The 24,775-nt window shown below is 59.1% G+C and carries 25 protein-coding genes and 1 tRNA gene; 13 read left to right on the top strand and 13 right to left on the bottom strand.

Going from position 1 to position 24,775, the window contains the following annotated elements; genetic code table 11:
• Window positions 1-31: 31 nt before the first annotated feature.
• From ACQZ5Y_RS23380 to ACQZ5Y_RS23370, 3 genes are all read right to left on the bottom strand, one after another.
• The gene (locus ACQZ5Y_RS23380; RefSeq protein WP_111799407.1) at window positions 32-1,219 is read right to left on the bottom strand and encodes a M24 family metallopeptidase; all 1,188 of its coding nucleotides are present in this window, start codon (window positions 1,217-1,219) and stop codon (window positions 32-34) included.
• A gap of 555 nt (window positions 1,220-1,774) precedes the next feature.
• Window positions 1,775-2,524 carry an SDR family oxidoreductase gene (locus ACQZ5Y_RS23375; protein WP_111799406.1) on the bottom strand — a complete coding sequence of 250 codons (750 nt, stop codon included), beginning with the start codon at window positions 2,522-2,524 and terminating at the stop codon, window positions 1,775-1,777.
• Complete coding sequence (locus ACQZ5Y_RS23370; RefSeq protein WP_065663251.1) at window positions 2,521-3,135, bottom strand: nucleoside 2-deoxyribosyltransferase; 615 nt, start codon at window positions 3,133-3,135, stop codon at window positions 2,521-2,523. The genes ACQZ5Y_RS23375 and ACQZ5Y_RS23370 overlap by 4 nt, the downstream gene beginning before the upstream one ends.
• A gap of 182 nt (window positions 3,136-3,317) precedes the next feature.
• On the opposite strand from ACQZ5Y_RS23370, the gene ACQZ5Y_RS23365 reads away from it, so the two are divergent.
• The 4 genes from ACQZ5Y_RS23365 (at window position 3,318) to ACQZ5Y_RS23350 (ending at window position 7,434) form a co-directional block, all read left to right on the top strand.
• On the top strand, window positions 3,318-3,944 hold the full coding sequence (locus tag ACQZ5Y_RS23365; protein WP_004431923.1) for a ribonuclease D: 627 nt from the start codon (window positions 3,318-3,320) through the stop codon (window positions 3,942-3,944).
• Window positions 3,945-4,026: 82 nt separating this feature from the next.
• Window positions 4,027-5,259, top strand: coding sequence for a hypothetical protein (locus ACQZ5Y_RS23360; protein WP_111799405.1), 1,233 nt, complete (start codon window positions 4,027-4,029; stop codon window positions 5,257-5,259).
• A 50-nt stretch (window positions 5,260-5,309) separates the two neighbouring features.
• Window positions 5,310-5,618 carry a hypothetical protein gene (locus ACQZ5Y_RS23355; RefSeq protein ID WP_004431913.1) on the top strand — a complete coding sequence of 103 codons (309 nt, stop codon included), beginning with the start codon at window positions 5,310-5,312 and terminating at the stop codon, window positions 5,616-5,618.
• Between the two features lie 259 nt (window positions 5,619-5,877).
• A complete protein-coding gene (locus ACQZ5Y_RS23350; RefSeq protein WP_112290779.1) occupies window positions 5,878-7,434 on the top strand; it encodes a hypothetical protein in 1,557 nt (518 codons plus the stop codon).
• Window positions 7,435-7,534: 100 nt separating this feature from the next.
• Here the strand turns inward: ACQZ5Y_RS23350 and rpsA are convergent, their stop codons facing one another.
• Complete coding sequence (rpsA, locus tag ACQZ5Y_RS23345; RefSeq protein ID WP_004431908.1) at window positions 7,535-9,235, bottom strand: 30S ribosomal protein S1; 1,701 nt, start codon at window positions 9,233-9,235, stop codon at window positions 7,535-7,537.
• Between the two features lie 149 nt (window positions 9,236-9,384).
• Window positions 9,385-10,065 carry a (d)CMP kinase gene (gene cmk / locus ACQZ5Y_RS23340; protein ID WP_065658708.1) on the bottom strand — a complete coding sequence of 227 codons (681 nt, stop codon included), beginning with the start codon at window positions 10,063-10,065 and terminating at the stop codon, window positions 9,385-9,387.
• A gap of 198 nt (window positions 10,066-10,263) precedes the next feature.
• Between cmk and ACQZ5Y_RS23335 the strand changes: the two genes are divergently transcribed.
• Entirely contained in the window at window positions 10,264-10,653 is a 390-nt protein-coding gene (locus ACQZ5Y_RS23335; protein ID WP_004431900.1) for a TIGR02300 family protein, read from the top strand.
• Between the two features lie 152 nt (window positions 10,654-10,805).
• Window positions 10,806-10,881: transfer RNA gene (locus tag ACQZ5Y_RS23330), tRNA-Ala, on the top strand.
• Window positions 10,882-10,952: 71 nt separating this feature from the next.
• Here ACQZ5Y_RS23330 and ACQZ5Y_RS23325 read toward each other — a convergent pair.
• On the bottom strand, window positions 10,953-11,453 hold the full coding sequence (locus ACQZ5Y_RS23325; protein ID WP_112751880.1) for a thermonuclease family protein: 501 nt from the start codon (window positions 11,451-11,453) through the stop codon (window positions 10,953-10,955).
• A 72-nt stretch (window positions 11,454-11,525) separates the two neighbouring features.
• Window positions 11,526-11,900 carry a PAS domain-containing protein gene (locus tag ACQZ5Y_RS23320; protein WP_004431894.1) on the bottom strand — a complete coding sequence of 125 codons (375 nt, stop codon included), beginning with the start codon at window positions 11,898-11,900 and terminating at the stop codon, window positions 11,526-11,528.
• 208 nt (window positions 11,901-12,108) lie between these two features.
• Between ACQZ5Y_RS23320 and ACQZ5Y_RS23315 the strand changes: the two genes are divergently transcribed.
• From ACQZ5Y_RS23315 to ACQZ5Y_RS23285, 7 genes are all read left to right on the top strand, one after another.
• Window positions 12,109-13,011, top strand: coding sequence for an NUDIX hydrolase (locus tag ACQZ5Y_RS23315; protein ID WP_004431893.1), 903 nt, complete (start codon window positions 12,109-12,111; stop codon window positions 13,009-13,011).
• Window positions 13,012-13,080: 69 nt separating this feature from the next.
• Window positions 13,081-14,052, top strand: a complete 972-nt coding sequence (gene nadA, locus ACQZ5Y_RS23310) for a quinolinate synthase NadA (protein WP_013762087.1) — start codon at window positions 13,081-13,083, stop codon at window positions 14,050-14,052.
• Window positions 14,049-15,614, top strand: a complete 1,566-nt coding sequence (locus ACQZ5Y_RS23305; RefSeq protein ID WP_112290772.1) for an L-aspartate oxidase — start codon at window positions 14,049-14,051, stop codon at window positions 15,612-15,614. The genes nadA and ACQZ5Y_RS23305 overlap by 4 nt, the downstream gene beginning before the upstream one ends.
• Window position 15,615: 1 nt before the next feature.
• Window positions 15,616-16,473 (top strand): carboxylating nicotinate-nucleotide diphosphorylase, encoded by an 858-nt coding sequence (nadC, locus tag ACQZ5Y_RS23300; protein WP_038494650.1) that lies wholly within the window; start codon window positions 15,616-15,618, stop codon window positions 16,471-16,473.
• A 135-nt stretch (window positions 16,474-16,608) separates the two neighbouring features.
• Entirely contained in the window at window positions 16,609-16,860 is a 252-nt protein-coding gene (locus ACQZ5Y_RS23295; protein WP_004431872.1) for a GlsB/YeaQ/YmgE family stress response membrane protein, read from the top strand.
• A 12-nt stretch (window positions 16,861-16,872) separates the two neighbouring features.
• Window positions 16,873-17,292, top strand: coding sequence for a DUF3597 domain-containing protein (locus ACQZ5Y_RS23290; protein ID WP_004431862.1), 420 nt, complete (start codon window positions 16,873-16,875; stop codon window positions 17,290-17,292).
• A 22-nt stretch (window positions 17,293-17,314) separates the two neighbouring features.
• The gene (locus tag ACQZ5Y_RS23285; RefSeq protein WP_004431853.1) at window positions 17,315-17,503 is read left to right on the top strand and encodes a hypothetical protein; all 189 of its coding nucleotides are present in this window, start codon (window positions 17,315-17,317) and stop codon (window positions 17,501-17,503) included.
• Window positions 17,504-17,590: 87 nt separating this feature from the next.
• Here ACQZ5Y_RS23285 and cydX read toward each other — a convergent pair whose 3' ends face one another.
• The 6 genes from cydX to ACQZ5Y_RS23255 all read right to left on the bottom strand — a co-directional run bounded on the left by cydX (window position 17,591) and on the right by ACQZ5Y_RS23255 (window position 24,617).
• Complete coding sequence (cydX, locus tag ACQZ5Y_RS23280; protein ID WP_003498405.1) at window positions 17,591-17,713, bottom strand: cytochrome bd-I oxidase subunit CydX; 123 nt, start codon at window positions 17,711-17,713, stop codon at window positions 17,591-17,593.
• A gap of 27 nt (window positions 17,714-17,740) precedes the next feature.
• Window positions 17,741-18,898: a cytochrome d ubiquinol oxidase subunit II gene (gene cydB, locus ACQZ5Y_RS23275; protein WP_025595220.1), complete on the bottom strand. Its 1,158-nt coding sequence runs from the start codon at window positions 18,896-18,898 to the stop codon at window positions 17,741-17,743.
• Between the two features lie 6 nt (window positions 18,899-18,904).
• Window positions 18,905-20,482: a cytochrome ubiquinol oxidase subunit I gene (locus ACQZ5Y_RS23270; RefSeq protein WP_004431849.1), complete on the bottom strand. Its 1,578-nt coding sequence runs from the start codon at window positions 20,480-20,482 to the stop codon at window positions 18,905-18,907.
• 69 nt (window positions 20,483-20,551) lie between these two features.
• Window positions 20,552-22,243 (bottom strand): amino acid ABC transporter ATP-binding/permease protein, encoded by a 1,692-nt coding sequence (locus tag ACQZ5Y_RS23265; protein ID WP_174060219.1) that lies wholly within the window; start codon window positions 22,241-22,243, stop codon window positions 20,552-20,554.
• Window positions 22,240-24,024 (bottom strand): thiol reductant ABC exporter subunit CydD, encoded by a 1,785-nt coding sequence (gene cydD, locus ACQZ5Y_RS23260; RefSeq protein WP_174060228.1) that lies wholly within the window; start codon window positions 24,022-24,024, stop codon window positions 22,240-22,242. The genes ACQZ5Y_RS23265 and cydD overlap by 4 nt, the downstream gene beginning before the upstream one ends.
• Before the next feature lie 17 nt (window positions 24,025-24,041).
• Window positions 24,042-24,617, bottom strand: coding sequence for a GbsR/MarR family transcriptional regulator (locus tag ACQZ5Y_RS23255; RefSeq protein ID WP_013762080.1), 576 nt, complete (start codon window positions 24,615-24,617; stop codon window positions 24,042-24,044).
• Between the last annotated feature and the right edge of the window lie 158 nt (window positions 24,618-24,775).

Below are 24,775 nucleotides of genomic sequence, written 5' to 3'. Positions count from 1 at the left end.
GTCGCCGTTCGGTCCTGTGCCTCCCGACCAATTACCCGGCGACCGGCTGGAACAGCCGGTCGAGGTTCTTTTCCGGCGGGCAGAACCAGCGTGGTCCCGCCTCCGTCATATAAGCTATATCCTCGAGACGGACGCCGCATTCCCCATAAACGCACAGCATCGGCTCGATGGAAAAGCACATTCCCGGCTGAAGTGCCGTGGCATTTCCTGCAACGATATAGGGTTCTTCGTGAATATCCAGCCCAAGCCCATGGCCGGTGCGATGCGGTAGACCCGGAACCTGATAATCCGGCCCAAAACCGGCCGCTTTCAGGCTGTCGCGCGCGGCCTTGTCCACGTCCGAGCAGGCAGCCCCGACCCGGGCCGCGTCAAAGGCAGCAGCCTGCGCGTCCCGCTCGGCGTTCCAGAGAAAACGCTGCCGTTCCGTCGGCTGGCCGAACACATAGGTGCGGGTGATATCCGAACGATAGCCATGAAGGATGCCGCCGAGATCGACCAGCACCATGTCGCCGTCAACAAGCGTCTGCGCATAGGGCACGCCATGCGGATAAGCCGTCGCCTCGCCGAACTGAACCGCCACGAAAAGCGGCTTCATGCCAAGCGCAACATGTGCGGTGTTAACGAAGTCAGCCACTTCCGTCGTGGATATGCCGGGACGCAGCCCCTCGAACACGGCCTTCTGCACGCCGTAGCTCGCATCCATCGCCGCCTGGATGATGGCAATCTCGGCTGCGGATTTGACCTGCCGCTGTGCGACAATCATCGGCTGGGCGGAAATGATGCGGCCTTCCAGACGCTGCATCAGGGCCGATGCGAAAACGAAAGGAGTGGCAGGATCGATCGCGACAAGGTGGCCGGGACAGCCGAGCGCTTCGATTCGCTTTGCCATCAGGTCAAAAGGACTTTCATCCTCTTCCCAGACGGCAACTTCGCCCTCGACACGGATCATCGTCCGTAGTTTCGGCTCCTCAAATGCCGGACTGACATAGACCGGCTTGCCTTCTGCCGGCACCAGGGCGCCGTGAATGCGCTCCGAAAGACCAAGCGACAGGCCAGTATAATAGGTCAGCGACGATGATGCATCGAGCCAGACCGCCTTGATATTTTGCTGGATTAGTTGCGCTTGCAGGCCGCGCAACCGCAACCCGAGCTCGTCTTCAGCGATCGATGAAACCGCGATCGGCTGAAACCGCTTCAGCGCCTCTTGAAAGTCTGCCATTCTCTCCCCGCCGCTTTCAGGCGCACAGACACAAGCGTGTCGGCAACTCCCAAGCGTTCTTTTGCCAATGCTTAAACACAGGCCGGGGCCTAAGCAATGGGCCAACACCATGCACCGCCACAAAACTGTGCATATTCATCTAGACATAACGAAATCGTGATCGATACGCGCCCGATTTCGACAATCATCGCCTTGACGGGAAAATCAGAAATCCCCCGGAAACTTAAGGGGAAAAGCGGGGTATCGGTCATCCAGGCGCAGACAGCGCGCAGAAACCTCACCGCTAGATGCATTGGAAAAAAAAGCCCAGAAAAGGAAAAAGCCTGCCGCGGGAGGAGGTGCGGCAGGCTTCAAACTTGATCGGTGATTGGGAGGAGGAGTACCACCGATCCGCATCGAGCGACACTGGGAGGAGGAGTGCGTCGCTTCGATGATTTGAATATAGCGGTATCCGCGATTTTTAACAGAGCAAGTCTCGCAATGCAGCATTGCATTTTTGCATAGCTCGAAAATTCCTGCTTTGTTTTTTAGCACTCCCGTAGAAAACGTTGGAAATCAACTTTCCCGATGCACTTGAAAACCGGCAAAGGACTGGTTGACCGGCATGAGTTCGAGGCTGTTGATGTTGATATGTTTGGGCTGCAAGGCGACCCAATGGATCGTATTGGCGATATCCTCGGCCGTGATCGGATTGACGCCCTTGTAAAGATTGTCCGAGGCATCCTGATTGCCGCCGGTGCGAACAAGCGTGAATTCCGTTTCGCACATGCCCGGTTCGATCGAGGTGACGCGCACGCCCTTGCCATGCAAGTCGGAGCGCAGACCGAGCGAGAATTGCCGCAGGAAGGCTTTCGTTCCGGCATAGACATTGCCGCCCGCATAGGGCCAGTGCGCAGCTACCGAGGAAAGGTTGATGACAATGCCCTTGCGGTCGATCAACGTGGGCAAAAGATGGTGGGTGATGTTCAAAAGACCGGTGATGTTGGTGTTCACCATGGTCTGCCAGTCTTTCAGCGGCACCTGCGGTGCAGGTGCGGTGCCGAGCGCAAGCCCCGCATTGTTGACGAGAATATCGATGTCCCGGAAACCTTCCGGCAAAGCCGCAAGTGCCTTTTTAGTGGCATCTTCGTCGGTAACATCGAAGGCAGCGCCGTGAAAGGCGGAGCCGAGTTCTTGCGCCAGCGCCTCCAGCCGTTCCGCCCGCCGACCTGTGCCGATGACCTTCCAGCCTTCCTTGGCGAAGCGCCGCGCCGTGGCCTGTCCGAAGCCGGACGTGGCGCCGGTGATGAGGATGGTACCGCTCATGATGATGTCTCCACTAAATTCGTTCTGTCGGGATCAGTCTGTGTCAGTAATTTTTCAGCGGCGGCCGCCAGACAGCGCTTATACGCCTCGAGATCCGTATAAAGGGCCTCTACCGTCGCGTTGCCAACGATGACGACGCCGCCACGCCGCAAAATTCCGCCGTGCAGCATGAGATTGTCGACCATGTCGAAATTCTCGATCGACAAACCGTCCGGGCCGCGATAGCGCCCTGTTTCATCGATTGCGGCAACACCGTCATATTGCGCCTTGATGCGGGTGAAGTGATTGGCCGCGACATTGGTGTAGGCGAAAACCGGCTTGCCCAGCGCGCACATGAACCCCAGTTCGTAGCTCGTTCCCGTATCGGCGGCGATGCCGCGAAACGGCGTGAGATTGGCGATGACCGCATCCGCTTCCAGCATCATCCGCTCGTCTATGGCATTGATGTTGCAGCCGTGGCCGATTTTCGTGTCCGCGGGCGGAATTTCCAAATCGCCCGGCGAAAGCGGCGTAAACCCGGCCTCGCGTGCAAGCGAGGCCTTGAGGTCGAGCATTTCACGGGCATTCGGGAGGAAGACCTCCGGCCCGGCGAGATAGATTTTCTTTGTCATAGGAAATTTCATACAATTTGGAGAAACAGGATTTTCGCAAACCTAACCCGGAGACTTTCGCAAACGCAAGTACCAAGCGGACATGCGCCAAGGCGCGTCGGAGCGACCTACAAAACGGTATCGTCAAACCTGTCTTTCCGTTATAGCCGGAGCAAAGAACTGGACATTCCCGGAGCAAGACAATGGCAGCAACCATCCGTTATCACGAAGGCGATATTTCCGCCGCAGATGCCGCACGCTACCTTGGCGCCATCGCAATCGATACGGAAACACTGGGGCTGGTGCCACGCCGCGACCGTCTCTGTGTCGTTCAGCTTTCTCCTGGAGACGGTACGGCGGATGTCATCCGCATCGCCGCCGGCCAGAAGGAGGCTCCAAACCTCACCCATATGCTTGCAGACCCTGCCCGGCAGAAGATTTTTCACTATGGCCGTTTCGATATCGCCGTTCTGTTCCACACGTTCGGTGTGACGACGACGCCGGTTTTCTGCACCAAGATCGCCTCCCGCCTGACCCGCACCTATACCGACCGGCACGGGCTGAAGGACAATCTGAAGGAAATGCTTGAGGTCGACATCTCCAAGGCGCAGCAATCGTCCGACTGGGCAGCAGAAAAACTGTCACCCGCACAGCTCGAATATGCTGCATCCGATGTGCTGCATTTGCATGCGCTGCGCGACAAGCTGACCCACCGCCTCGTGCGTGATGGTCGCCTCGATCATGCCGATGCCTGTTTCGCGTTTCTGCCGACCCGTGCCAAGCTCGATCTTCTGGGCTGGGACGAAACGGATATCTTCGCCCATAGCTGAGCGGTTTCACGCTTCGTTTAAGGACTGATTTACCGAAACTGCCTATTCTCGGCCGCAACTTTGGGTGGCCGGGGACTTCCAGATGATTACACCGTTGCAGCAGACGGCAAGCATTGCAGTCAGCGACCTCATGCGGTCGATGGTGGAAACCATTGAGGAGCGCCATCGCGAAGAGCAGGAAAAAGCGAACGGCACCAAAAAAGACGAGACGATAAAGACCCAGCCGCAGCCGGACCAAAGCCATCGCGTTGCCAATGAAAAGATAAGCGCCTATCTGTTCGGCGCCATGAAGCCTGATGGCGATGCCTTCGCCTCGCTTGTCTCCCGTTTCTCGTCTGCGCTTGGCATCACCCAGGAAAACGATGAATCGAACGCCACTTTCGCGCAAAGGCTTCAGGACGCGCTGACCCTGACCGACGGCTTTGAAAAAACCGATGCGGCAGGAAAAGCCACGACGATTTCGCTGAAATCCTTCGGCGTTTCGGAAGCGCAGGTCGTGGAAGTCCTGAATAACGGCGTAACTACCAAGACCGCGCCCATGGCAGCACTTGCCGCACGCATTGCCCAAAATGCCGGCCTGAGCGGCAAGGAAGAAGATTTCGGCGTGCAGATGTCGAAAGCAATCATGGCAGTGCGCGCCACCGCACCCAAAAATGTCAATGATCTCGAAGAATCGACTGGCCTCAAGGAACTTGGTATTTCCGCGCAGCAGATGATCGCCGCAATCGCAAACCCATTTGGCGATGCGGCACGCGCCGTGAAGAATGCGCTGAACGATCAGGCGCAGGGCACCCAATTCATGACACGGGAAACCATGAAGGTCATCCAGCGCCTGGAAGACGTTGCCGATCCGAAAACCAAGGAAGAATTGCAGGCCGAACGCGGCAAAAACCGCATGGGCGAAATCAACGATGCCGAAGTTGCGGCGGAGCGGGAAGAGGATATCCAGACCCGAGACGCACAGGGCAAGCTGGAGGATGTGCAAAAACTTCAGGACGTCGTGAAGGAACACATAGACGCTGCCGCCGAAGAAAAAGCCCAAGGCACTGACGGGCAAGGCCCGGTCGATATTTCATCGGAAATCGCCCTTATCTCCGTGCTCGCGGCAACGCCATCTAGCCAAACGGCCCCGGCTGAAAATGACAACGAACCCGCAGAGACAGACGCCGCAACCAAGACGGAAACCGATCAGAAAGACGACGCCGAAAAACTGCTTGATGCTCAGGCAGTCGTCGATAACGCCCGCAGCGCCATTTTGCCGATCTCGATAGACGACAATGGAATTTATGCACTGCTGAAGAAGAAGGCGGCATGATCTCGCCGCTACCGATAGTCACTTGAGCGAAACATGATGTGAGTTCAAACATGTCTCAAATTTCCGGCATATCCGGCAGCGCCGGCCTCGATGCCGAACCAAATGCGGCGCAAGCGCTGCTCTCCATCGCCGCTCCGCCACTGGCGCCGAATGACGACAATTTCGTTGCCGCAAGCGAGGAAGACAACCTCATCGCCCCCGTGGAAAATCGCCCCGAGAGAGGTTTTCCCAAGGCAAGCTGGCTCGACGCGATGCCGCCGGAAGCCTTTGAGGCAGCGGATAGCGAACCGGACCATATTTCATCGGTCAATTCCGACGATAACGGGCTTTACCGCATGTTCATCAGCGTCTCTCCCTGATTGCCATATCGACACGATTTTTATGGTTAGCGAATTCTTAATATCTGCGGCCCAGACTCAGGGTTGATGATTCTGTGTGTATCGCGAAGAGCTGGCATTCCTGCCAGCGACGCACACGGCGCTCCCGCATGAGCGGGCGAGATGACACCTGTACATCACCGGCGCGGCAATCTTTCAACATAGGCCAAATGCGGATCAGAGAGCCAGGGACTGGCCCTTTCGCAGCCAGCGGCGGTAATCGATAGGAACGGAGCGCAGCATGTTACCGCCTGTACCGAAAATTCCGGCAGCCGATGCCGCCTATGGAGCCGCAGCCTCGCAGACGCAGCGCGGGGAGCCGAAGGAGGCCGTGCAGCCGCAGGCAAGCAATCTTGCTCCCGACAATGGCGGCAGTCTTTTCGCCAAAGCCGCAGTCACCTCTCTCGCCAGCGAATATCAGCTTTCCCGCAGCACCGCCGTTCTGGCGGAGGCGCTTGGCAAGCTGATGAACCTGCCAAGGCGCGATGGCGAAGCCATTCAAACCTATGTGATGCGTCTGACGGATGCGCTGCGCGCCCTGCCCGCACCGCAGCGCCTGGCGCTGGAACAACAGGTCAGCAAAGTCCTGCAGGGGTTGAGCCTTTCGATGCTGGCAGAAATCCTGAAACAGCCAACCGGGCCGGATGCCGCAAGGCTTGCGCTGCTGATCGAGCTTTCCCGCTACAAGGGAACGGATCTTGCGGCGAAGGCTGTGGTGTCCTCTTATCAGCAGAACAACTCGGCCAATCCGGTGACCGCGCAGCCAGTACAAGCGAGACAGCAGAACGGCCCGAGCCAGAGTGCTGACGGCCGCCCAAACCCGGCAACGACCACCACAACAACAGCACAACCGGCAACCGCCGCCGCGCCCGGCCGGCTGTTGCCTATGCTCATCGGCCCGCTTGCCCAAAGCGCCGCCGCAATAAAAGCCATGGTTGCGGCGCAGGCAGCGCCGCAAGGCCCGCAGGCCAATCTTCCCGCCCCACCTGCCGACATGTCCGACTCTCCGCGCGATGCGGCAAAACCGGAAGGGAAAGCCGCCGAAAGCACCGTACGCTCGCCTCAGCCGCAAACGAGCAGCACAACAAAAGAAGCTTCGACAGATGCCCGCCCGGCAAATCCGCCACGGGCTGAGAACGCCGAGATGCGCCCTGCACTTCAGCATCGGGACACGATGAAGCTGGAGCCGAGGGAAATCCGCACTACCTTGAACCCACCATCCGGCCAGTCCACGGCTGGCGCCAAGGATATGGAAAACCTGCTCCTCGCTGCATTGGCCGGCAAACTTCCCGCCAAGGCCACCACCGCTGCCCAGCTTTCCGCCACGCCACCGGGCGCCATACCGCAACCACTCGAAGAGCAGCCTGCCGAAAAAACTGCCCTCGCAACGCCCATCCACCCGACCGGGGAGGAAACGGAGACGATTACCAACCGGCCAGAAGCCCAGCCCATGCCCCGCGCCGCTCTCGACCCGGAAGCAAGAATGGCGATGCTGGAACAAACGGCTTCGCAATCGCTGATCGCTGCGGCTCTGGCAAAAGACGGCACGCCGTTACCGCTCGTCGCATACCCACCGGCGGAAGAGGACCACGAATCGGAAACGCCGCATCGCGGGCGTGGTCCATTTTCCGAGGATGAAGCGAATGGCGAGGCGGAGGGCGAAAATCCCGACGGTCAGGACGAGATGGAAGAGAGGGTGGCCGCCAATGACGAGATTGGGGATGGGGAAAATCCGCGGACAGCGGCTTTCGACGACAGTGCGGAAAATTATTACCTCAAGATGAGTGGCATGCACTGAATTCCGCGCCGCCCATTGGCCTGTGCCACGAACACTATAGCCAACAAAAAACCCGCCGGAAAATTCCGGCGGGTTCTTTATATAAAACGATCTCTAGCGATTATTCGCTGCGGTTCTTCAGAGCCGCACCGAGGATGTCGCCGAGCGAAGCGCCAGAGTCGGACGAACCGAACTGTGCGACGGCTTCCTTCTCTTCAGCGATTTCCAGAGCCTTGATCGAAAGCATGACCTTGCGGTCCTTCTTCGAGAAGTTGACGACGCGAGCGTCGAAAACCTGGCCAACTGCGAAACGCTCCGGACGCTGATCGTCACGATCGCGTGCGAGGTCGTTGCGGCGGATGAAGGAGGTGATGTCCTCGTGGTTGACGAGCTTCACTTCCACGCCACCGTCGTTAACGGCGATGACTTCGCACGAAACGACTGCGTTCTTGCGCAGGTCGCCGGACGTTGCGGCTTCACCGACAGCATCCTTGCCGAGCTGCTTGATGCCGAGCGAGATGCGTTCCTTCTCGACGTCAACATCGAGAACGACGGCCTTGACCACGTCACCCTTGTTGAACTCTTCGATGACCTGTTCGCCCGGACGGTTCCAGTCGAGATCCGACAGGTGAACCATGCCGTCGACATCGCCTTCGAGGCCGATGAACAGGCCGAATTCGGTCTTGTTCTTGACTTCGCCTTCGACTTCAGTGCCGGCCGGATGGCTGAAGGCAAATGCCTGCCACGGGTTTTCCAGCGTCTGCTTGAGGCCGAGCGAGATACGGCGCTTGGACGGATCGACTTCAAGAACGACAACGTCAACTTCCTGGCTCGTGGACAGGATCTTGCCGGGATGTACGTTCTTCTTGGTCCAGGACATTTCGGAAATGTGGATCAGGCCTTCGATGCCCGGCTCCAGCTCGACGAATGCACCGTAGTCGGTGATGTTCGTGACCGTACCGGAGATCTTCTTGCCAACCGGGTACTTGGCGGAGATGCCATCCCACGGATCGGACTCGAGCTGCTTCATGCCGAGCGAGATACGGTGGGTTTCCTGGTTGATGCGGATGATCTGAACCTTGACCTGCTGGCCAATGTTGAGGATTTCCGAAGGATGGTTGACGCGGCGCCATGCCATGTCGGTAACGTGCAGCAGGCCGTCGATGCCGCCGAGGTCAACGAACGCACCGTAATCGGTGATGTTCTTGACAACGCCGTCAACAACCTGGCCTTCTTCGAGGTTCTGAACGATTTCAGAACGCTGCTCGGCGCGGGACTCTTCGAGAACCGTGCGGCGCGAGACAACGATGTTGCCGCGACGCTTGTCCATCTTGAGGATTTCGAAGGGCTGCGGGTTGTGCATCAGCGGGGTAACGTCGCGGATCGGACGGATGTCGACCTGCGAACGCGGAAGGAAGGCAACGGCGCCGTCCAGATCGACGGTGAAACCACCCTTGACCTGGTTGAAGATAACGCCTTCGACGCGCTCGCCAGCTTCGAACTTGGCTTCGAGCTTGACCCAGCTCTCTTCGCGGCGAGCCTTCTCGCGCGACAGAACGGCTTCGCCGAGTGCGTTTTCGATGCGCTCGACGTAAACTTCGACTTCGTCGCCGACCTTCAGCGTGCCGTCCTTGGACTTCGCGCCGAATTCCTTCAACGGTACGCGGCCTTCAACCTTGAGGCCAACGTCGACGATGGCAACGTCCTTCTCGATTGCCGTTACGATACCCTTGGCAACATAGCCTTCGGCAAGATCGTTAGAGGCAAAGGATTCTTCGAGAAGCGCTGCGAAATCTTCGCGCGTGGGGGTAGATACTGACATGAAATCTCCTGATTGCATCCGCGCGAGAGCGAATACAAAAGCGCCGGTGGGCTAGCGTTGTTGATACCCGAACCCATGCCCGCCTTTTTAAAAGGCTTCCCGGCGCAAGGACATGTCTTCAGGCAATTCCGGACTAAACGCGGACCGATTCAAGCGGTTCCGCGAAAAACCTGTTTCTTCAGGGCGGCGTCGATAATCATCCGCGCGGCCTGAAACGCCGCCTCTATACTCATTTCCGACGTATCTAGCAAGTGCGCGTCTTCAGCCGGTTTCAACGGGCTGTCGGCTCGGCCCATGTCGCGCTCGTCGCGTTTCTTCACCTCGGCGAAAATGGCGTCGTAATCGGCAACGCTGCCGTTGGCGACGATTTCATCATAACGCCTGCGTGCCCGCACGTCCGGCGAAGCGGTGACGTAGAGCTTCACCGGCGCATCCGGGCACACCACTGTGCCGATGTCGCGGCCATCCAGAACCGTGCCCGGTTCCTTTGCCGCAAATCGCTGCTGCGCTGTCACGAGCGCGCGCCTCACCGGGGTCATCACCGCAATCCTGGACGCCGCCTCGCCGATATCGTGCCTTGAAAGCACCGCGCGATCGAGGCCGGCAAGGTCGAGCTGCAGCGCCACCTTTTCAGCGACCTTCTCGTCATCGAGCGGCAGGCCGGCGTCAAGAAGTGCCTTGGCCGTGGCTCTGTAGGTCAGCCCGGTGTCGAGATGATGGAAACCATAGGTCTCCGCAATCTTGCGTGACAAGGTCCCTTTGCCCGCCGCAGCTGGCCCATCTATGGCAATCGTAAAGGTCATGAAGCTTTCTGCCTGTGCGTCCATCATTAATACAGTAGAGTGCGTCGGCCTCCAATCTTTATGAGCAGCCTGACATACAAGTCGCATCATGGGAGGGCGGCCTCCAAAGTTTGTCTTTGACACGAAAGACCGCAACGATTAAGGGGACCGGCTAGAAATTTTACCGTCTATGCCGGTTTTACGGCGTACACACCGAAACTCATTCGACAATTTGAGGCTTAGACAGTGGCAAAAGCGGACCTTGGTACCAAGCGCACAGACCCCGATACCGGCAAGAAGTTCTACGATCTGAACCGCGACCCGGTCGTTTCTCCCTATAGCGGCAAGTCCTGGCCGCTCTCTTTCTTTGAAGAAAGCACCGCTCAGGCAAAGCTCGAGCAGGCTGAAGAAGAAGAAGTCGCGGAAGTCGATGCCGAAAACACGGAAGTCGAACTCGTATCGCTGGAAGACGCCGACGGCGACAACAGCGGCGACGATATCCCGGACCTGGGCGACGATGACGACGACGTGGAAATCGGCGACGACGACGACACCTTCCTCGAAGCCGACGAAGACGACGATGACGACGACATGTCCGGCATCATCGGCGTACCGGGCGACGACGAAGAAGCTTGATCTTATTGGATAAACCAGCCCGGCGACAAAAAAATGAAGCCGGGCTGTTTTTTGTGCTTGCACTCTTCGATTAGCCGAAGTAGTAAGCCGCCACCGAACGGAACAACAGCCGCTTCGGTTCCCGGAACCGGACGAAATGCCGGAACCCTTATGGGGCTATAGCTCAGCTGGGAGAGCGCTTGCATGGCATGCAAGAGGTCAGCGGTTCGATCCCGCTTAGCTCCACCAAACCTTCTAACATACAAATTTCCATCGTCCAGCACGGGCTTTCGTGTGGCATTGTCTGTTCTTCGCGTTGACTATTGCAAGAGCGCCCGCACATCCTGCCCGTTGATCCGACATTCCACCGACGGAACGCCGCCGCCTTCTTCCAGCACGCGGCATTCCAGATATTTGCCGCGCAGGCGGTTCTCCAGCGCCTTGAAGGCGTTCAGGCCGCAGGCATAACGGCGGCCGTCAGGTCCGACGCAAACCCGGTTGCGGTCGATGTCTTCCACGCCGGCGAGGCGGAACTCCTGTCCTTTGAAGGTGAAGCGATTGTTGGACGCAACGCGCAAGCGCTGATCCGCGTATATTTTCAGGGGGTATGGATCGGGCGGGGTCGGAATACGCTCATAATTCTGATGGCGGGGATCGACCCGGACCGGAGAGGTCGTCCACAGCGTTTCCGTGTTTGCGGAGAGGCCAGTCGCTGGATATGCCGCCTCGCCATTCATGAGCGAGGCGATGCGGATGCCGGCTATACCAAGCCCCGTGACCAGCACGATCTGAAACAGCAAAATGAAAACCTGCCGAACCATGTCACCGCAACATCAAAACAATCGACAAGAAATAGATCGGCGTTTTTCAAGACAGACCGAACGCGATAAATATTACATCAATAAAATCTTGCGCGAGGTGATGTCTCGCACCGTGCCCATCGCCATGATTGGAATGCGGTCACCATCAAGGATAACCCTGCCCGTTGTCCGCAGCCAGCGAAAATCGCCGGATTTGAGTTCGATGCGGTATTGCTGATCATAGAACACGCCGTTCGTCAGCGAGTTGTAAACCGCCTTGGCCACACGCGCGCGCGAGCCGCTTTCGATCTGATCTATGAAATCCTCCACGGGAATGCCGCGGGCGGCTTTCTCTTCGGAAAATTCGCGCAGGCGAGCCGCCACAGCATCCAGATAAACCAGATTCTGTCCCACGTTCCAGGTGTAATAACCCACAAGTGTTTCTTCGAGATATATATCCTCTAACATCGGCCTTCTACATTATGGATGCTTTTGACGCGGGTCTTAACATAAAGGACGATACGCGACTAACCACAAGCACTTATTCTTTTGTCTGATCGCTACGTAAAGTTTTACATGCGCGGCGGCATCCGCGTTTCCCAGCCCGCTTGTTGGCGAACAGGCATTCCTGTGCCAAAGAAGGTCGATACCGACGCCATCTACCAGAGGAGCCGCCGTGACCATAGGGCTTGCCCACGCCGAACTCATCGCCGTCGTCACCGCCATCACCACGGACGAGCCGCGGGTAATGACCGTGCGGGCGGGCGCGGCACTTCCATCAGGGCCGTTTGAATTCGGACACAGGACGCTTCAGAGCGGGTTGAGAGAGTGGATACACGAACAGACACATCATCCCGTCGGCTATCTCGAACAACTCTACACCTTCGCCGACCGGGACCGCAACAATGACATTCTTGGCGGAAGAACCATATCGATCGGTTATCTCGGGCTGGTTCGCGAACAGGAGCCGCCCGGCAATGGCCGCCCTATCTGGCATGGCTGGTACGAGTATTTTCCTTGGGAAGACCATCGGCAGGGCCGGCCGGCGGTTCTGGACACAATCATCGAGAAGCTGCGCTGCTGGGCGGATTCCGACCCTGCCTGCAAAGGCCAGCGCCATTTACGCGCCGACTTCACCTTCGGCCTTGATGGCGGCGGCTGGAACGAGGAACTGACACTTCAGCGCTACGAATTGCTCTATGAGGCCGGACTGGTCGAAGAAGCCCAGAGTGAGCCTCGGATCAATTTCGGCAGACCGATGTTTGCCGATCACCGTCGCATTCTTGCCACCGGCATCGCGCGCCTCCGGGCTAAGATTAAATACCGGCCTGTAGTTTTCGAACTGATGGCCGACGCTTTCACCCTGCTGCAATTGCAGCGCGCGGTGGAGGCGCTCGCCGGTCTGACGCTGCACAAGCAGAACTTCCGCCGGCTGATAGAACAGCAGCAGCTGGTGGAAGAAACTGGCGACATGGCGACCGAAACCGGCGGACGCCCTGCAAAGCTCTTCCGATTCCGCCAGACCGTTGTGGATGAACGCGCCCTTTCCGGAACCAAACTGCCACTCTCCCGCAATTGACATATGCTCACAATGAGAATATTTGTTTGCCGTAGATATACTCAAATAGAGTATAAATGGGAGAGTGCCGTGAACGAACAGATATCTGCCGCAAGCCTTTACGACCGCGTCAGCCGCGTCATTCCCAAGGCGGAATGGATGGGTTTTCAGGATGATGTGGAGGCGATCCTCGATCTGAAGCGCAGGCGCAACGCCGTCATCCTCGCCCATAATTACCAGACGCCGGAAATCTTCCACGGCGTTGCCGATATCGTTGGCGACAGCCTCGCCCTTGCGCGCAAGGCAATGGAAGTAGAAGCGGATGTGATCGTTCTCGCCGGCGTGCATTTCATGGCCGAGACGGCAAAGCTGCTAAATCCGGGAAAAACCGTGCTTATTCCGGATATGGCCGCCGGCTGCTCGCTCGCCGATTCCATCACGCCCGAAGACATCGCACTTCTGCGCAAGGCCTATCCCGGCGTTCCTGTCGTCACTTACGTGAACACGTCGGCGGCGGTGAAGGCGGCTTCCGACATATGCTGCACCTCCGGCAATGCCCGCCAGGTGGTGGAATCGCTCGGCGTGCCGCGCGTGCTGATGCTGCCGGACGAATATCTGGCGAAGAATGTGGCGCGGGAGACCAATGTCGAACTCATCGCATGGCGCGGCCATTGCGAGGTGCATGAGCTTTTCACCGCCGACGACATCAGGGAATTGCGCGAAAGCCATCCCGGCATCACCGTTCTCGCGCATCCCGAATGTCCGCCCGATGTCGTCGAGGCCGCAGATTTTTCCGGCTCGACCGCTGTCATGTCGGACTACGTCGGCCGGGAAAGACCGGCCCGCGTGGTGCTTTTGACGGAATGCTCGATGAGCGACAATGTCGCCGTGCATCATCCCGATGTCGAATTCATCCGCCCCTGCAACCTCTGCCCGCACATGAAGCGCATCACGCTCGGCAATATCCGCACTGCGCTTGAAGAAAACCGCCACGAGGTGACAATCGATCCGGCTGTTGCGGTCGCCGCCCGCCGCGCGGTGGAAAGGATGCTGGCGGTATGAGTGACGCTCTGTCGCAATATGCGGGCAGGACGGTCATCGTCGGCAGCGGTATTGCCGGCCTGATGGCAGCATTGACGCTCGCACCGCAACCGGTCCTGCTTCTGACCCGCGGCGCGCTCGGTGGCGAAACGTCCAGCGCCTGGGCGCAGGGCGGCATTGCTGCAAGCCTTGGCGCTGACGACAGCACTGCACTGCATCTTGCCGATACGCTCGCCGCAGGCGACGGCCTCTGTGACGCGGCTATGGCAGCGGATATCGTCTCCACCGCCCCCGCCGTCATCGATGCCCTGGAACGAGCCGGAGTTCGTTTCGATCGCGATGCACAAGGCAGGCTCGTTTTCGGGCTGGAAGCTGCCCATGGCCGCCGGCGCATCCTGCATGCCGAAGGTGACGGCTCGGGTGCGGCCATTGTGAGGGCTCTTGCAGCCGCCGTTCTCAACACGCCGTCCATCGCAGTCCTGGAAGGTGCGGAGGTGCGCCGGCTGCTGACAGAGGGCGGGGCCATAGCCGGTCTCATCTGCGCCGGGCAAAAGGGCAGCTTTGTTCTGCCGGCCACAAACGTCATTCTTGCAACCGGTGGCCTCGGCGGGCTGTATGAGGCCACTACCAATCCCACCGGCAATTTCGGACAGGGGATCATGCTCGCCGCGCGCGCCGGAGCCATCCTCACTGATATGGAATTCGTCCAGTTCCACCCAACGGCGCTTTCCTCTCCCCGGCGGCCGCTGGCTCTGGTCAGCGAGGCGGTGCGGGGCGAAGGTGCCGTTCTTCTCAATGAAAGCGGCGAACGTTTCATGGCGACCGTTCCGGGTGCAGAACTTGCCTCCCGCGATATTGTCGCCCGCGCCATCGACCGGGAAATCCTGCGCGGCGGCAAAGTCTTTCTCGATGCCCGCAAGGCGATCGGCAGCGGTTTTTCGGCGCGTTTCCCGTCAATCGACCTGCTATGCCGCGAGGCTGGCATAGACCCCGCCCGCGAACTCGTGCCCGTCCGTCCCGCCGTGCACTACCACATGGGTGGCGTCGCCACAGATGGTAATGGCCGTAGTTCCGTGCCGGGCCTATGGGTTGCGGGCGAAACCGCCTGCATCGGTCTTCACGGGGCCAATCGGCTGGCCAGCAATTCCTTGCTGGAGGCGGCTGCCATGGGCATGCGTGCGGCAAAAGATATTGCCGCCCGACCGGCATCAAAACGGGTGACAGCTGTCACGCCATTCGCAACGCCTGTTCTTTCGGCAGCAGACCCCTCTATCGTCCGGCCCATCGTCTCCCGCCATCTCGGCATCGCCAGACATGAAGCGGGGTTGATCAGCGCGATCAGCGAACTTCTCCCACTGGCCGAACAGAACGGCCCCGCATCCGATCCCGCCATCGTCGGGCTCGCAATCGCCGTCTTCGCCGCCTTGCGAAGAGAATCGCGCGGGGCCCATTTCCGTAACGATTTCCCGGAAAAGGACGCGACCGCCACAAGGCGCAGGCTTTGCCTGTCCGATGTCATCGCCATTGCCTGTGACCTCTCATCGTCCAATCTTTTTTCTTCCAGCATTGCGCGGAGCGCCTGACATGACCCTCACCCCTCTGCCACGCATTATCGTGGAGCCGCTTGTCCGCAACGCCCTTCTGGAAGACCTGGGTCTGGCGGGCGACATCACGTCCGCCGCAGTCATCCCCGCCGATCATCGCTCAGTCGTCGTCATGGCGGCGCGTGAACCGGGTGTCATCGCAGGTCTTGATGCCGCAGAACTGGCTTTCCAGTTGGTGGACCCGACAATCGTGATGAGGCGTCAGGTGCAGGATGGCGCGGCGGTCGCTCCGGGCGATATTATCGCGACAATCGAGGGTCCCTCGCGCGGTCTTTTGACGGCGGAGCGCACCGCCCTTAATTTTCTCGGCCATCTCTCAGGCATCGCGTCCGTCACCGCTACAATTGCTGCCGCCATCTCCGGCACCAGAGCCTCGGTTGCCTGCACCCGCAAAACGACGCCGGGCCTCAGGGCGCTGGAAAAATATGCCGTGCGCGCCGGCGGCGGCATGAACCACCGTTTTGCCCTTTATGATGCTGTACTCATCAAGGACAACCACATCGCCGTAGCCGGCGGCGTGCGTGACGCTATCCGCAGCGCCAAGGCGGGTGTCGGACATCTGGTCAAGATCGAGGTCGAGGTCGATACGCTCTTGCAATTGCGCGAAGCGATGGAGGAAGGAGTCGATGCGGTTCTACTCGACAACATGCCGCCGGAACAGCTGCGCGAGGCGGTGCAGATCGTCGCCGGCCGCGCCATCACCGAGGCCTCCGGACGCATCACCCCTCAAACCGCTGCAGCCATTGCAGCAACCGGCATCGATCTCATCTCCGTCGGCTGGCTGACCCACAGCGCGCCGGTTCTGGATATCGGGCTGGACTTCCAAAGCCAAAGCTGACGAAAGCAAGGAGACCGGAACAAAATCCTCGATTGGCCGTTAATTCCCTGCCTGGGGTCAAGAGGCGGGGGGATCAGTGCGCGCAGAAGCCTGTCCATATGCCTGCGGACCTCTCTCACAAAGGAAAGGCCTGTTATGGAAGACGCACAAATCGGCTGGATTGCAGCAATCATCATCGGCGGCGTAGCCGGTTGGCTTGCCGAACAGTTCATGAAAAGCAACATGGGTCTTTTCATGAACATAATTCTCGGCATCGTTGGCGCCATCGTCGCCAATTTCCTGCTTGGGCTTGTGGGCATTTCGCTCGGAGGCTGGATTGGATACCTTATCGCCGGTTTCATCGGCGCATGCATTCTCATTGCCATCGGGCGCGCATTTCGCCGATAGAGGGAGGACACAATGAGCTTTTTCGACAAGATCAAGAACGCGATTTTTGGCAAGGCAGAGGCGGCACCGCAGACTTCGGCGCCAGCTGGCGCGCCCACGACAGGCGCAAGCCCGGCCGCTCCGGCTCAGCCAGCAGCACCCGCACCGACAGCCGCTGCTCCGGCATCCACCGGCAGCGTCGATGTCGCATCCATTCTGGACGCGGCGGTCAAGCAGAACGGGCAGAAACTCGACTGGAAACATTCGATCGTCGATCTTCTGAAAGCGCTCGATCTCGACAGCAGCCTAACCGCTCGCAAGGAACTGGCAAGCGAACTCGGCTATACCGGTGATACCTCGGACTCAGCCACAATGAACATCTGGCTGCACAAGGCTGTCATCAAGAAGCTGTCTGAAAACGGCGGCAAGGTTCCGGCAGAACTTCTGCATTGAACCAGTGACCGGGAGAACCGCGATGGACGACTATTCAAACTTGCGAGAGCAGATCGGCCAGGACCTCGACACCCTGCACAGGACCGAGAATCCGAAATCGATTTTCGAGATTGCCGACGACTATCTTCTGGGAAACCCAAATCTCAAGAGAGCGCTGGTTGAAGACATCATCAAGGAAGAAGCGGACAAGCGCGGCATCGCGATCCACTGAAACCGCGCGTGTCAATCGCGGCGATTTCTACAAGAAGGGCGGCATCCAGATAGGACGCCGCCCTTTTTTGCCCCGTGCCCCGAAGCGTTATTTTTCCGGCTTGGCCTCGGCCTTTCTGGCGTTTTCTTCCATCAGCTCATACCACATGGCGTTCATGACGGCGAAAATGGCGGCGAGAGGCAGGCCGAGCAGCCAGGCGAAATACCACATGTTCGATCTCCTTGTATTTGTTCGATATTAATAAGCGTGGCCGCTGTCTTCACGGATCGCCTTTTCATCCACCTTGCCCCACAGCACGCGATAGACCCATGAGGTGTAAGCGACGATGATGGGGATGAAGATGAGGGCGACGACCAGCATGATGAACAGCGTCATATGGCTCGAAGATGCGTCCCAGACCGTAAGGCTCGATTTCGGATCGATCGAAGAGGGCAGGATGAAGGGAAACATCGTCAGACCGACCGTCGAGATGATGCCGAATATGGCAAGCGAACTGGAAAGCAGCGCCAGCACCTCTCGCCCGCCCCTTAACAACAGGAAGGCGACGAGCGGGAAGGCAAGACCGAGCGCCGGTGCCAGCATCATCCATGGATGGGCCGCGTAATTCGCAAACCAGACGCCGCTTGCAACCTCGACCGTCTTTGACAACGGATTGGACGGACCGTCGGTCACGACTTCCGAGGTGAAGCGGTACCCGTCGATACCGAGCCACAACAATACGCCACCAAGCGCAAAGAGAACTGTGGTGGCAAGTGCTGCAATACTGCCGAAACTGCGGGCACGCGCAGCGACCGGCCCTTCGGTCTTCAGCACCAGCCAGGCCGCACCATGCATCACCAGCATGCAAACGGAAACGAGGCCGCAAAGGATTGCGTAAGGGTTGAGAAGCTCGAACAAAGTCGTGCCGTCGTAAAAAATCCTGAGGTCATCGTTGAAGCGGAAGGGTACGCCCTGCAGCACATTGCCGATCGCCACACCGAAAATCAGGGCGGGAACAAAGCCACCGACAAACAGCGCCCAATCCCAGGTACTGCGCCATGTCGTACTCTCGCGCTTGGAGCGGTATTTGAACCCCACCGGCCGCAGGATCAGTGCAAACAGGGTGGCGAACATCGCCAGGTAAAAACCTGAAAAAGACACCGCATAAAGCGGCGGCCACGCGGCGAAGATGGCGCCGCCGCCAAGGATGAGCCAGACCTGATTGCCTTCCCATACCGGGCCGATGGAATTGATGACGACACGCCGCTCGAGATCCGTTTTCGCAACGAAAGGCAGCAGCGCGCCCGTGCCAAGATCGAAACCGCCGGTCACGGCAAAACCGATCAGCACCACGCCAAGCAGCAGCCACCAGATGACGCGGAGGACTTCGTAGTCGATGAGTTGATGCAATATCATGATCGTTTACTCCGCAGCGACGAGTTTTTCAGGAACGAGCGGCGCTTCCGGCTCGTGATCCGGATCCGGCCCCTTGCGGATCGCCTTCAGCATCAGCCCCATTTCGACGATGAACAGCACCGTATAGATGGCGATGAAGCAGAGAAGCGTAATCAGAACCGTTGAAGCGCTGAGGCTGGAGACGGCGGCGGCCGTTGGCAGCACGCCTTCGATGATCCATGGCTGACGGCCGAATTCCGCGACCACCCAGCCCATTTCCGCAGCAATCCACGGCAGCGGAATGGCGAAGACGGCCACCTTCAGCAAGAACGGATAGTGATCCAGCCGGCGGCGGGCGGAGAGATAAAAGAAGGTTGCCGTCAACAGGATGAAGAATATGCCGAGACCGACCATGATGCGGAACGCCCAGAACAGCGTCGGCACATGCGGGATGGTATCGGCGGCGGCCTTGGCAATCTGCTCCTCCGTCGCCTGGCGCGGATCGTCGACATAACGTTTCAGCAACAGGGCGTAACCAAGCTCGTGGCCGAGTTCCGCAAAGGTGCCACGCACCTCTTCGGGCAGTTCCGCGCCCTTGCCGGTGGCACGTATCTGCATCAGCGCATCATAGGCCTTGATGCCATCGCGGATGCGGGTCTTTGCGAGTTCCACCAGATCGTTGATGCCGGGGATTTCCGTGTCCAGCGAGCGCGTGCCGATAAGGCCCATCACCCACGGAATTTTCACGGCGAAATGCGTCTCGCGGGCTTCCTGATCAGGAAAACCGATGGCAGTAAAGGGGGCGGGTGCCGGTTCCGTTTCCCACATGGCTTCGATCGAGGCGAGCTTCATCTTCTGGTGTTCGGTCGAAAGATAACCGCTTTCATCACCCAGCACGACGACCGACAGTGCAGCAGCCAGGCCGAAAGAAGCGGCAACCGTCATAGACCGCTTGGCGAGATCGACATGGCGGCCTTTTAGCACGTACCAGGCGGAAACGCCGAGCACGAAGATGGAGGCAGTGACATAACCCGCAGAAACCGTGTGCACGAACTTCGCCTGGGCGACCGGGTTCATCAGCACCGCGAAGAAATCCGTCACCTCCATGCGCATGGTCTGGGGGTTGAAGGCCGATCCCGTCGGGTTCTGCATCCAGCCATTGGCGATCAATATCCACAACGCCGAGAAGTTCGAGCCGATCGCCACGCACCATGTTGCGATGAGATGGCCGAGCTTGGACAGCTTGTCCCAGCCGAAAAAGAACAGACCGACAAAGGTGGCTTCCAGAAAGAAAGCCATCATCCCTTCGATCGCTAGCGGCGCACCGAAGATATCGCCGACATAGTGGCTGTAATAACTCCAGTTCATGCCGAACTGGAATTCCATGACGATGCCGGTGGAAACACCAAGCACGAAGTTGATGCCGAACAATGTACCCCAGAATTTCGTCATCTGCCGCCAGATGGTGCGGCCGGTCATGACATAGACCGTTTCCATGATGGCGATCACCACGGACAGTCCGATCGTCAGGGGAACGAATAGAAAGTGATATAAAGCGGTAACAGCGAATTGCAGGCGCGATAGCGCCACGATGTCGAGTTCCATGTTTTTACCCCACCTTTCAGGAAAGGCCGGCCTTCTGTTACGAAACGGCGCCGGCCCTGAAAAAATCACTCAGTCCGGACGCAATGTTTGCAGCATTACGTCGTATTCCGGGGTGCCGCTTTGACATTGATCAAGTTGGCGCCCCTCTCTCAGCACGATGATGCGATCGGCAAATTCCGCCTCACGGCGATTGTGGGTTATCATCACGACAGTCTTGCCTTCCGCCCTCGCAAACAGCCGGCCGAGCACGTCACGGGCGGTTTCGCCGTCCAGCCCTTCCGTCACCTCGTCGAGAAGCCAGAGTGGTTTGTCGCGTAGAAGGAAACGGGCAAAGGCGAGCCGTCGTGACTGACCGCCGGATAGACCCTGCCCCGCCTCGCCAAGTCTCGTATCCAGCCCTGCGGCGAGGGTTTTGACGTGCTCGCCAAGGCCTGCCGATTGAAGGGCATCCCACAGTTCACGCTCGGTCGCGGCAGGTTTTGCCAGCCTCAGATTATCAGCGATGCTGTCTCGAAAAAGCTGACTTCTCTGCGTCATGAGCGAGCAAGGCAAAGCGCTGACCCTGCCCGCCGCCGGTAGCACTTCACCAGCCAGAAGCTGGATGAGGCTGGTCTTGCCCGCACCGCTCGGGCCGATAATCGCAATCGTCTCTCCGGCGGCGATTGCAAGGTTGATATTCGTCAGGACAGGGTTTTCGTTCCCATCCCGCTCCAGCCGCACACCATCAAGCTCAGCCACCAGGCCCATGGCAGGCACGCGCGGACAGTTGGCGGCTGCCTCGGCGGAAAGACGCGGCGCAATGCGTCTTGCCGAAAAAAGCGTGCGCCCGAGTTCCATTGCACCACGGCGCAGCGCCGTGAAGGGCTCCAGCGCGGCGAAACAGACGAGCAGGCCGAGGGCGGCAGTCGGCGCGGTCACAACGCCCTGCTCCGCAAGCCAGGCCATGCCGAGGAGAGCCACACTCAAAAGAACCGCCGCTGACATGCCGAATGAGAAACCGGCATTGGTTTCGATCCGGTTCAAGCGGTCATCGCAGGCGAGCAGATAATTGTCGGCCCGTTCAATCGCCGCAACCTGCGCGGAGAGACGGGCAGTCGTGAGCAATTCCACCTGCCCGTTGACCAAGTCCGCCGCGCGGGCACGAAGCGCTTCAAGCCCGATTGCCCGGCGACGCGCAAATTTTTCCGCCGTCAACGCCGAGCGCACTGAAATGCCAAGACCCACCGCAATGAGGAAGAGGGCCGCCAGAACGCCCGCAAGCGGATTGAGGAGGGCAAGACCGATGCCTGTTGCGATTGCGGCGAGGATTGCGACGGCGGCGGGTACCAGCACGCGCAGATAAAGCGAATCCAGCGCGTCGATATCCGCAGTCAGCCGGTTCAGCAGGCGGGCGGGCCTCGCCTCCAGATGTTTCGCCGCCTGCGGTGCGGCAAAGCCACGAAACAGCTTTTCGCGAAGCGCTGCAAGCACGGACAGCGTCGCCTCATGGGTGGTCATGCGCTCGCCATAACGAGCGCCGGTGCGTGACAACGCCAGCAGACGGATGGCCGCCGATGGCGCAAAGACGTCGAAAGCATATGCCGTCGCGGGGGCCAGACCGGCAATCGCGGTCGCAGTAATGAACCAGCCGGAGACGCCGAGAAGGCCTATACCCGCCAGCACCGTGGTTGCTGCCAGAACCGCGCCAACGAGCAGCATGCCGCGACGCGCCGACCAGAACAGGGAAATAACAGGTTTCAATATGGCAAAACGCGCGATCATGACTGCCCCCTCGAATGGATCGTCGTCATATCCACGACCCTGTCCATGCGCGCGGCGAGCACAGGATCATGGGTTGCGACGATCAATGTCCTGCCTTTTGCGAGTTGCAGCAGGTTTTCGGTGACGAGCGCAGCCGTCTCCCGGTCAAGATGCGCTGTCGGTTCATCGACCAGCACAAGCTGCGTCGCCGGATCGGCGAAAGCACGCGCAATGGCGAGGCGCACCGCCTCCCCGCCCGAAATACCGTAGCCGCCGTCTCCTATAGGCAGATGCCGGCGTGCTTTCGACAATGCATCCAGCCCGGTGCAGCGCAGCGTCTCATCAACCATGCCTTCGCTGACACCGGCGCGGCCAAAGCGAATATTCGCCTTCAGGGAACCGGCAAAAAAGAACGGCTTCTGGCTGACCCAGCCAATTGTCTTGCGCAGTCCATCGGCAGTCGCATGACCAAGCGTTACGCCCCCGATCCGTATTGTACCGCTGTCAACCTCGGCCAAACCGGCAATCAAGGAGAGTACAGTGGATTTACCACAACCGGAAGACCCAAGAATCGCAACTGTCTCGCCTGACTGGACCGTAAGGTTTAGATTCCGAATGACAGGCGGAGCATTCGGATAGGCGAAGGAGAGATTAGCCAACTCCACCAGACCGGGCGTCGGAAAGGGGGCCATTGCGACCTCCTTACCCTCCCCCACGATGGCTTTGCCAGCCCGCGTCAATGTGTCGAGCGCGCCCAGCGCCGCCTCGCCGGCTGCGCGGTCGTGCCAGACGGCGGACAATTCCCGCAGCGGTTCGAAAAAGGCAGGCGCCAGAAGCAGGATGAACAGCCCCTCCGCAAGTGTCAGCTTCTCGCCCCACGCGCCGAAATCGAGAAAGCCGAGGAGATGGAAACCGATATAAACGGCGGTCATGGCAACGCCGAGGGCAGCGAAAAGCTCCAGCACCGCCGAGGACAGAAAGGCGATCCGCAGGACAGCCATCGTCCGCTTCTTTAGGTTCTCTGCGTCCGTCCGCAGGCGTCCAGCGGTCAGATCAACGGCTTCCAGTGCGCGGATCGTTTCCAGGCCGCGCAGGCGATCGAGCAGGAAAGCATTCATGTTGCCGGTCTCGGCCAGCTGCTTTTCACTGGCAGCCTTCGCCTGCCAGCCGATCAGCGCCATGAAAAGCGGGATAGTGGGCATGGAAAGCAACAGAACAAGCGCCGCAATCCAGGTAAATGGCAGGATTGTCAGCACGAAAACCAAGGGGACAATGGTAGCTTTCATCCGCGCAGGCTGGAACCTGGAGAGATAAGGTACCAGCGCTTCGGCTGCCTCCGCGATGACGCTTGCCGCCTCGCCGGAGGCCGTGCGCGCCAGATCAAGCGGCGACACCTCCGCAACGGAATGAAGCGCTTGCAGCCGCCGCCGCGAAAGGGCGGCACGCGCGGCGCGAAACGACAGTCTCGCGGCAACTTTTTCCAGCCATGCCTTGATGAGACCGAGAACGAGAACAGCCACGGCCGCCGGCAGGATCGCCGTCATCGGCGCACCGTCGGCAATGTTTCCGACCGAAAATGCAAGCAAACCCGCCTGGGGCAACCAGAGCAGAGCCGGCAGGACATGCAGCAGGGCGACCGATCTTCCTACCGCGGGTGCCTTCGCGATTTCCGCCGTACCGACACCCTTGTCATTGGTGGATTTACCGAAGAAGTGCCGCCGTGCCTTATCTGGAGAGACCGCCGCTGGAACTGGACAGTCTGCATCATCGCCATTGGCGGATTGCCGGATTTCTGCGGACATGCTCACGGACGATCTCCTCACCTGTCCTTCTTGGCACGGGGTCTGGCAAGAGAGACGATCTTGTCCTTGGCCTCCAGAAGCTTCGTGACCTTCGAGCCGAGTGCCAGAAGCGAAGCCAACCGCTCCGTCTCCAGCTTCTTTACATCGTCATACCAGCCGGTGAGCTGCTCGATCAGCGTTTTCATCTCATCGATGCGCTTCTGCGCATGCCGCTCCTCTTCGTTTTCCGGCTTCTCCATCAGGATTTCACGAAGCACGCTGAGTGTCGGGTCGATCTCGCGCTTCTTGCGCTCTTCGGCAAGGGTGCGCAGAATTTGCCACACATCCTCCGGCGTCGTGAAAAAATCGCGCCGGTCGCCGGGGAAATGCTTGAGAATTGCAAGGTTCCACGCCTGAAGCTCCTTCAGGCTCATCGACACATTGGAACGGGAAATGCCGAGCGACTCGACAATGTCGTCCGCGCAGAGCGGCTTCGGCGAGATGTAAAGCAAAGCATAGACCTGGCCGACCGTGCGGTTGATGCCCCAGCGGCTGCCCATCTCGCCGAAATGCAGCACGAAGGACTGAACGAGCGGAGAAAGATTGGTGGGCATTTCTTTGCTTCCTGTATTTTCAGTAATTTCTGAAATTTCGATAAAGCAAAAAATGGCAATCGGCAAATCACCTTTTTGACCTGCGTCAAAATGTGCAAATCAGAAGAGGCAGCGTCTGCCGGGGATCAGGGCTGCGCCCTCTGGCACACTCTCAAAGC

The organism is Agrobacterium sp. A3-95, from assembly GCF_053521785.1.
This window is presented reverse-complemented; position numbering and strand designations above follow the sequence as displayed.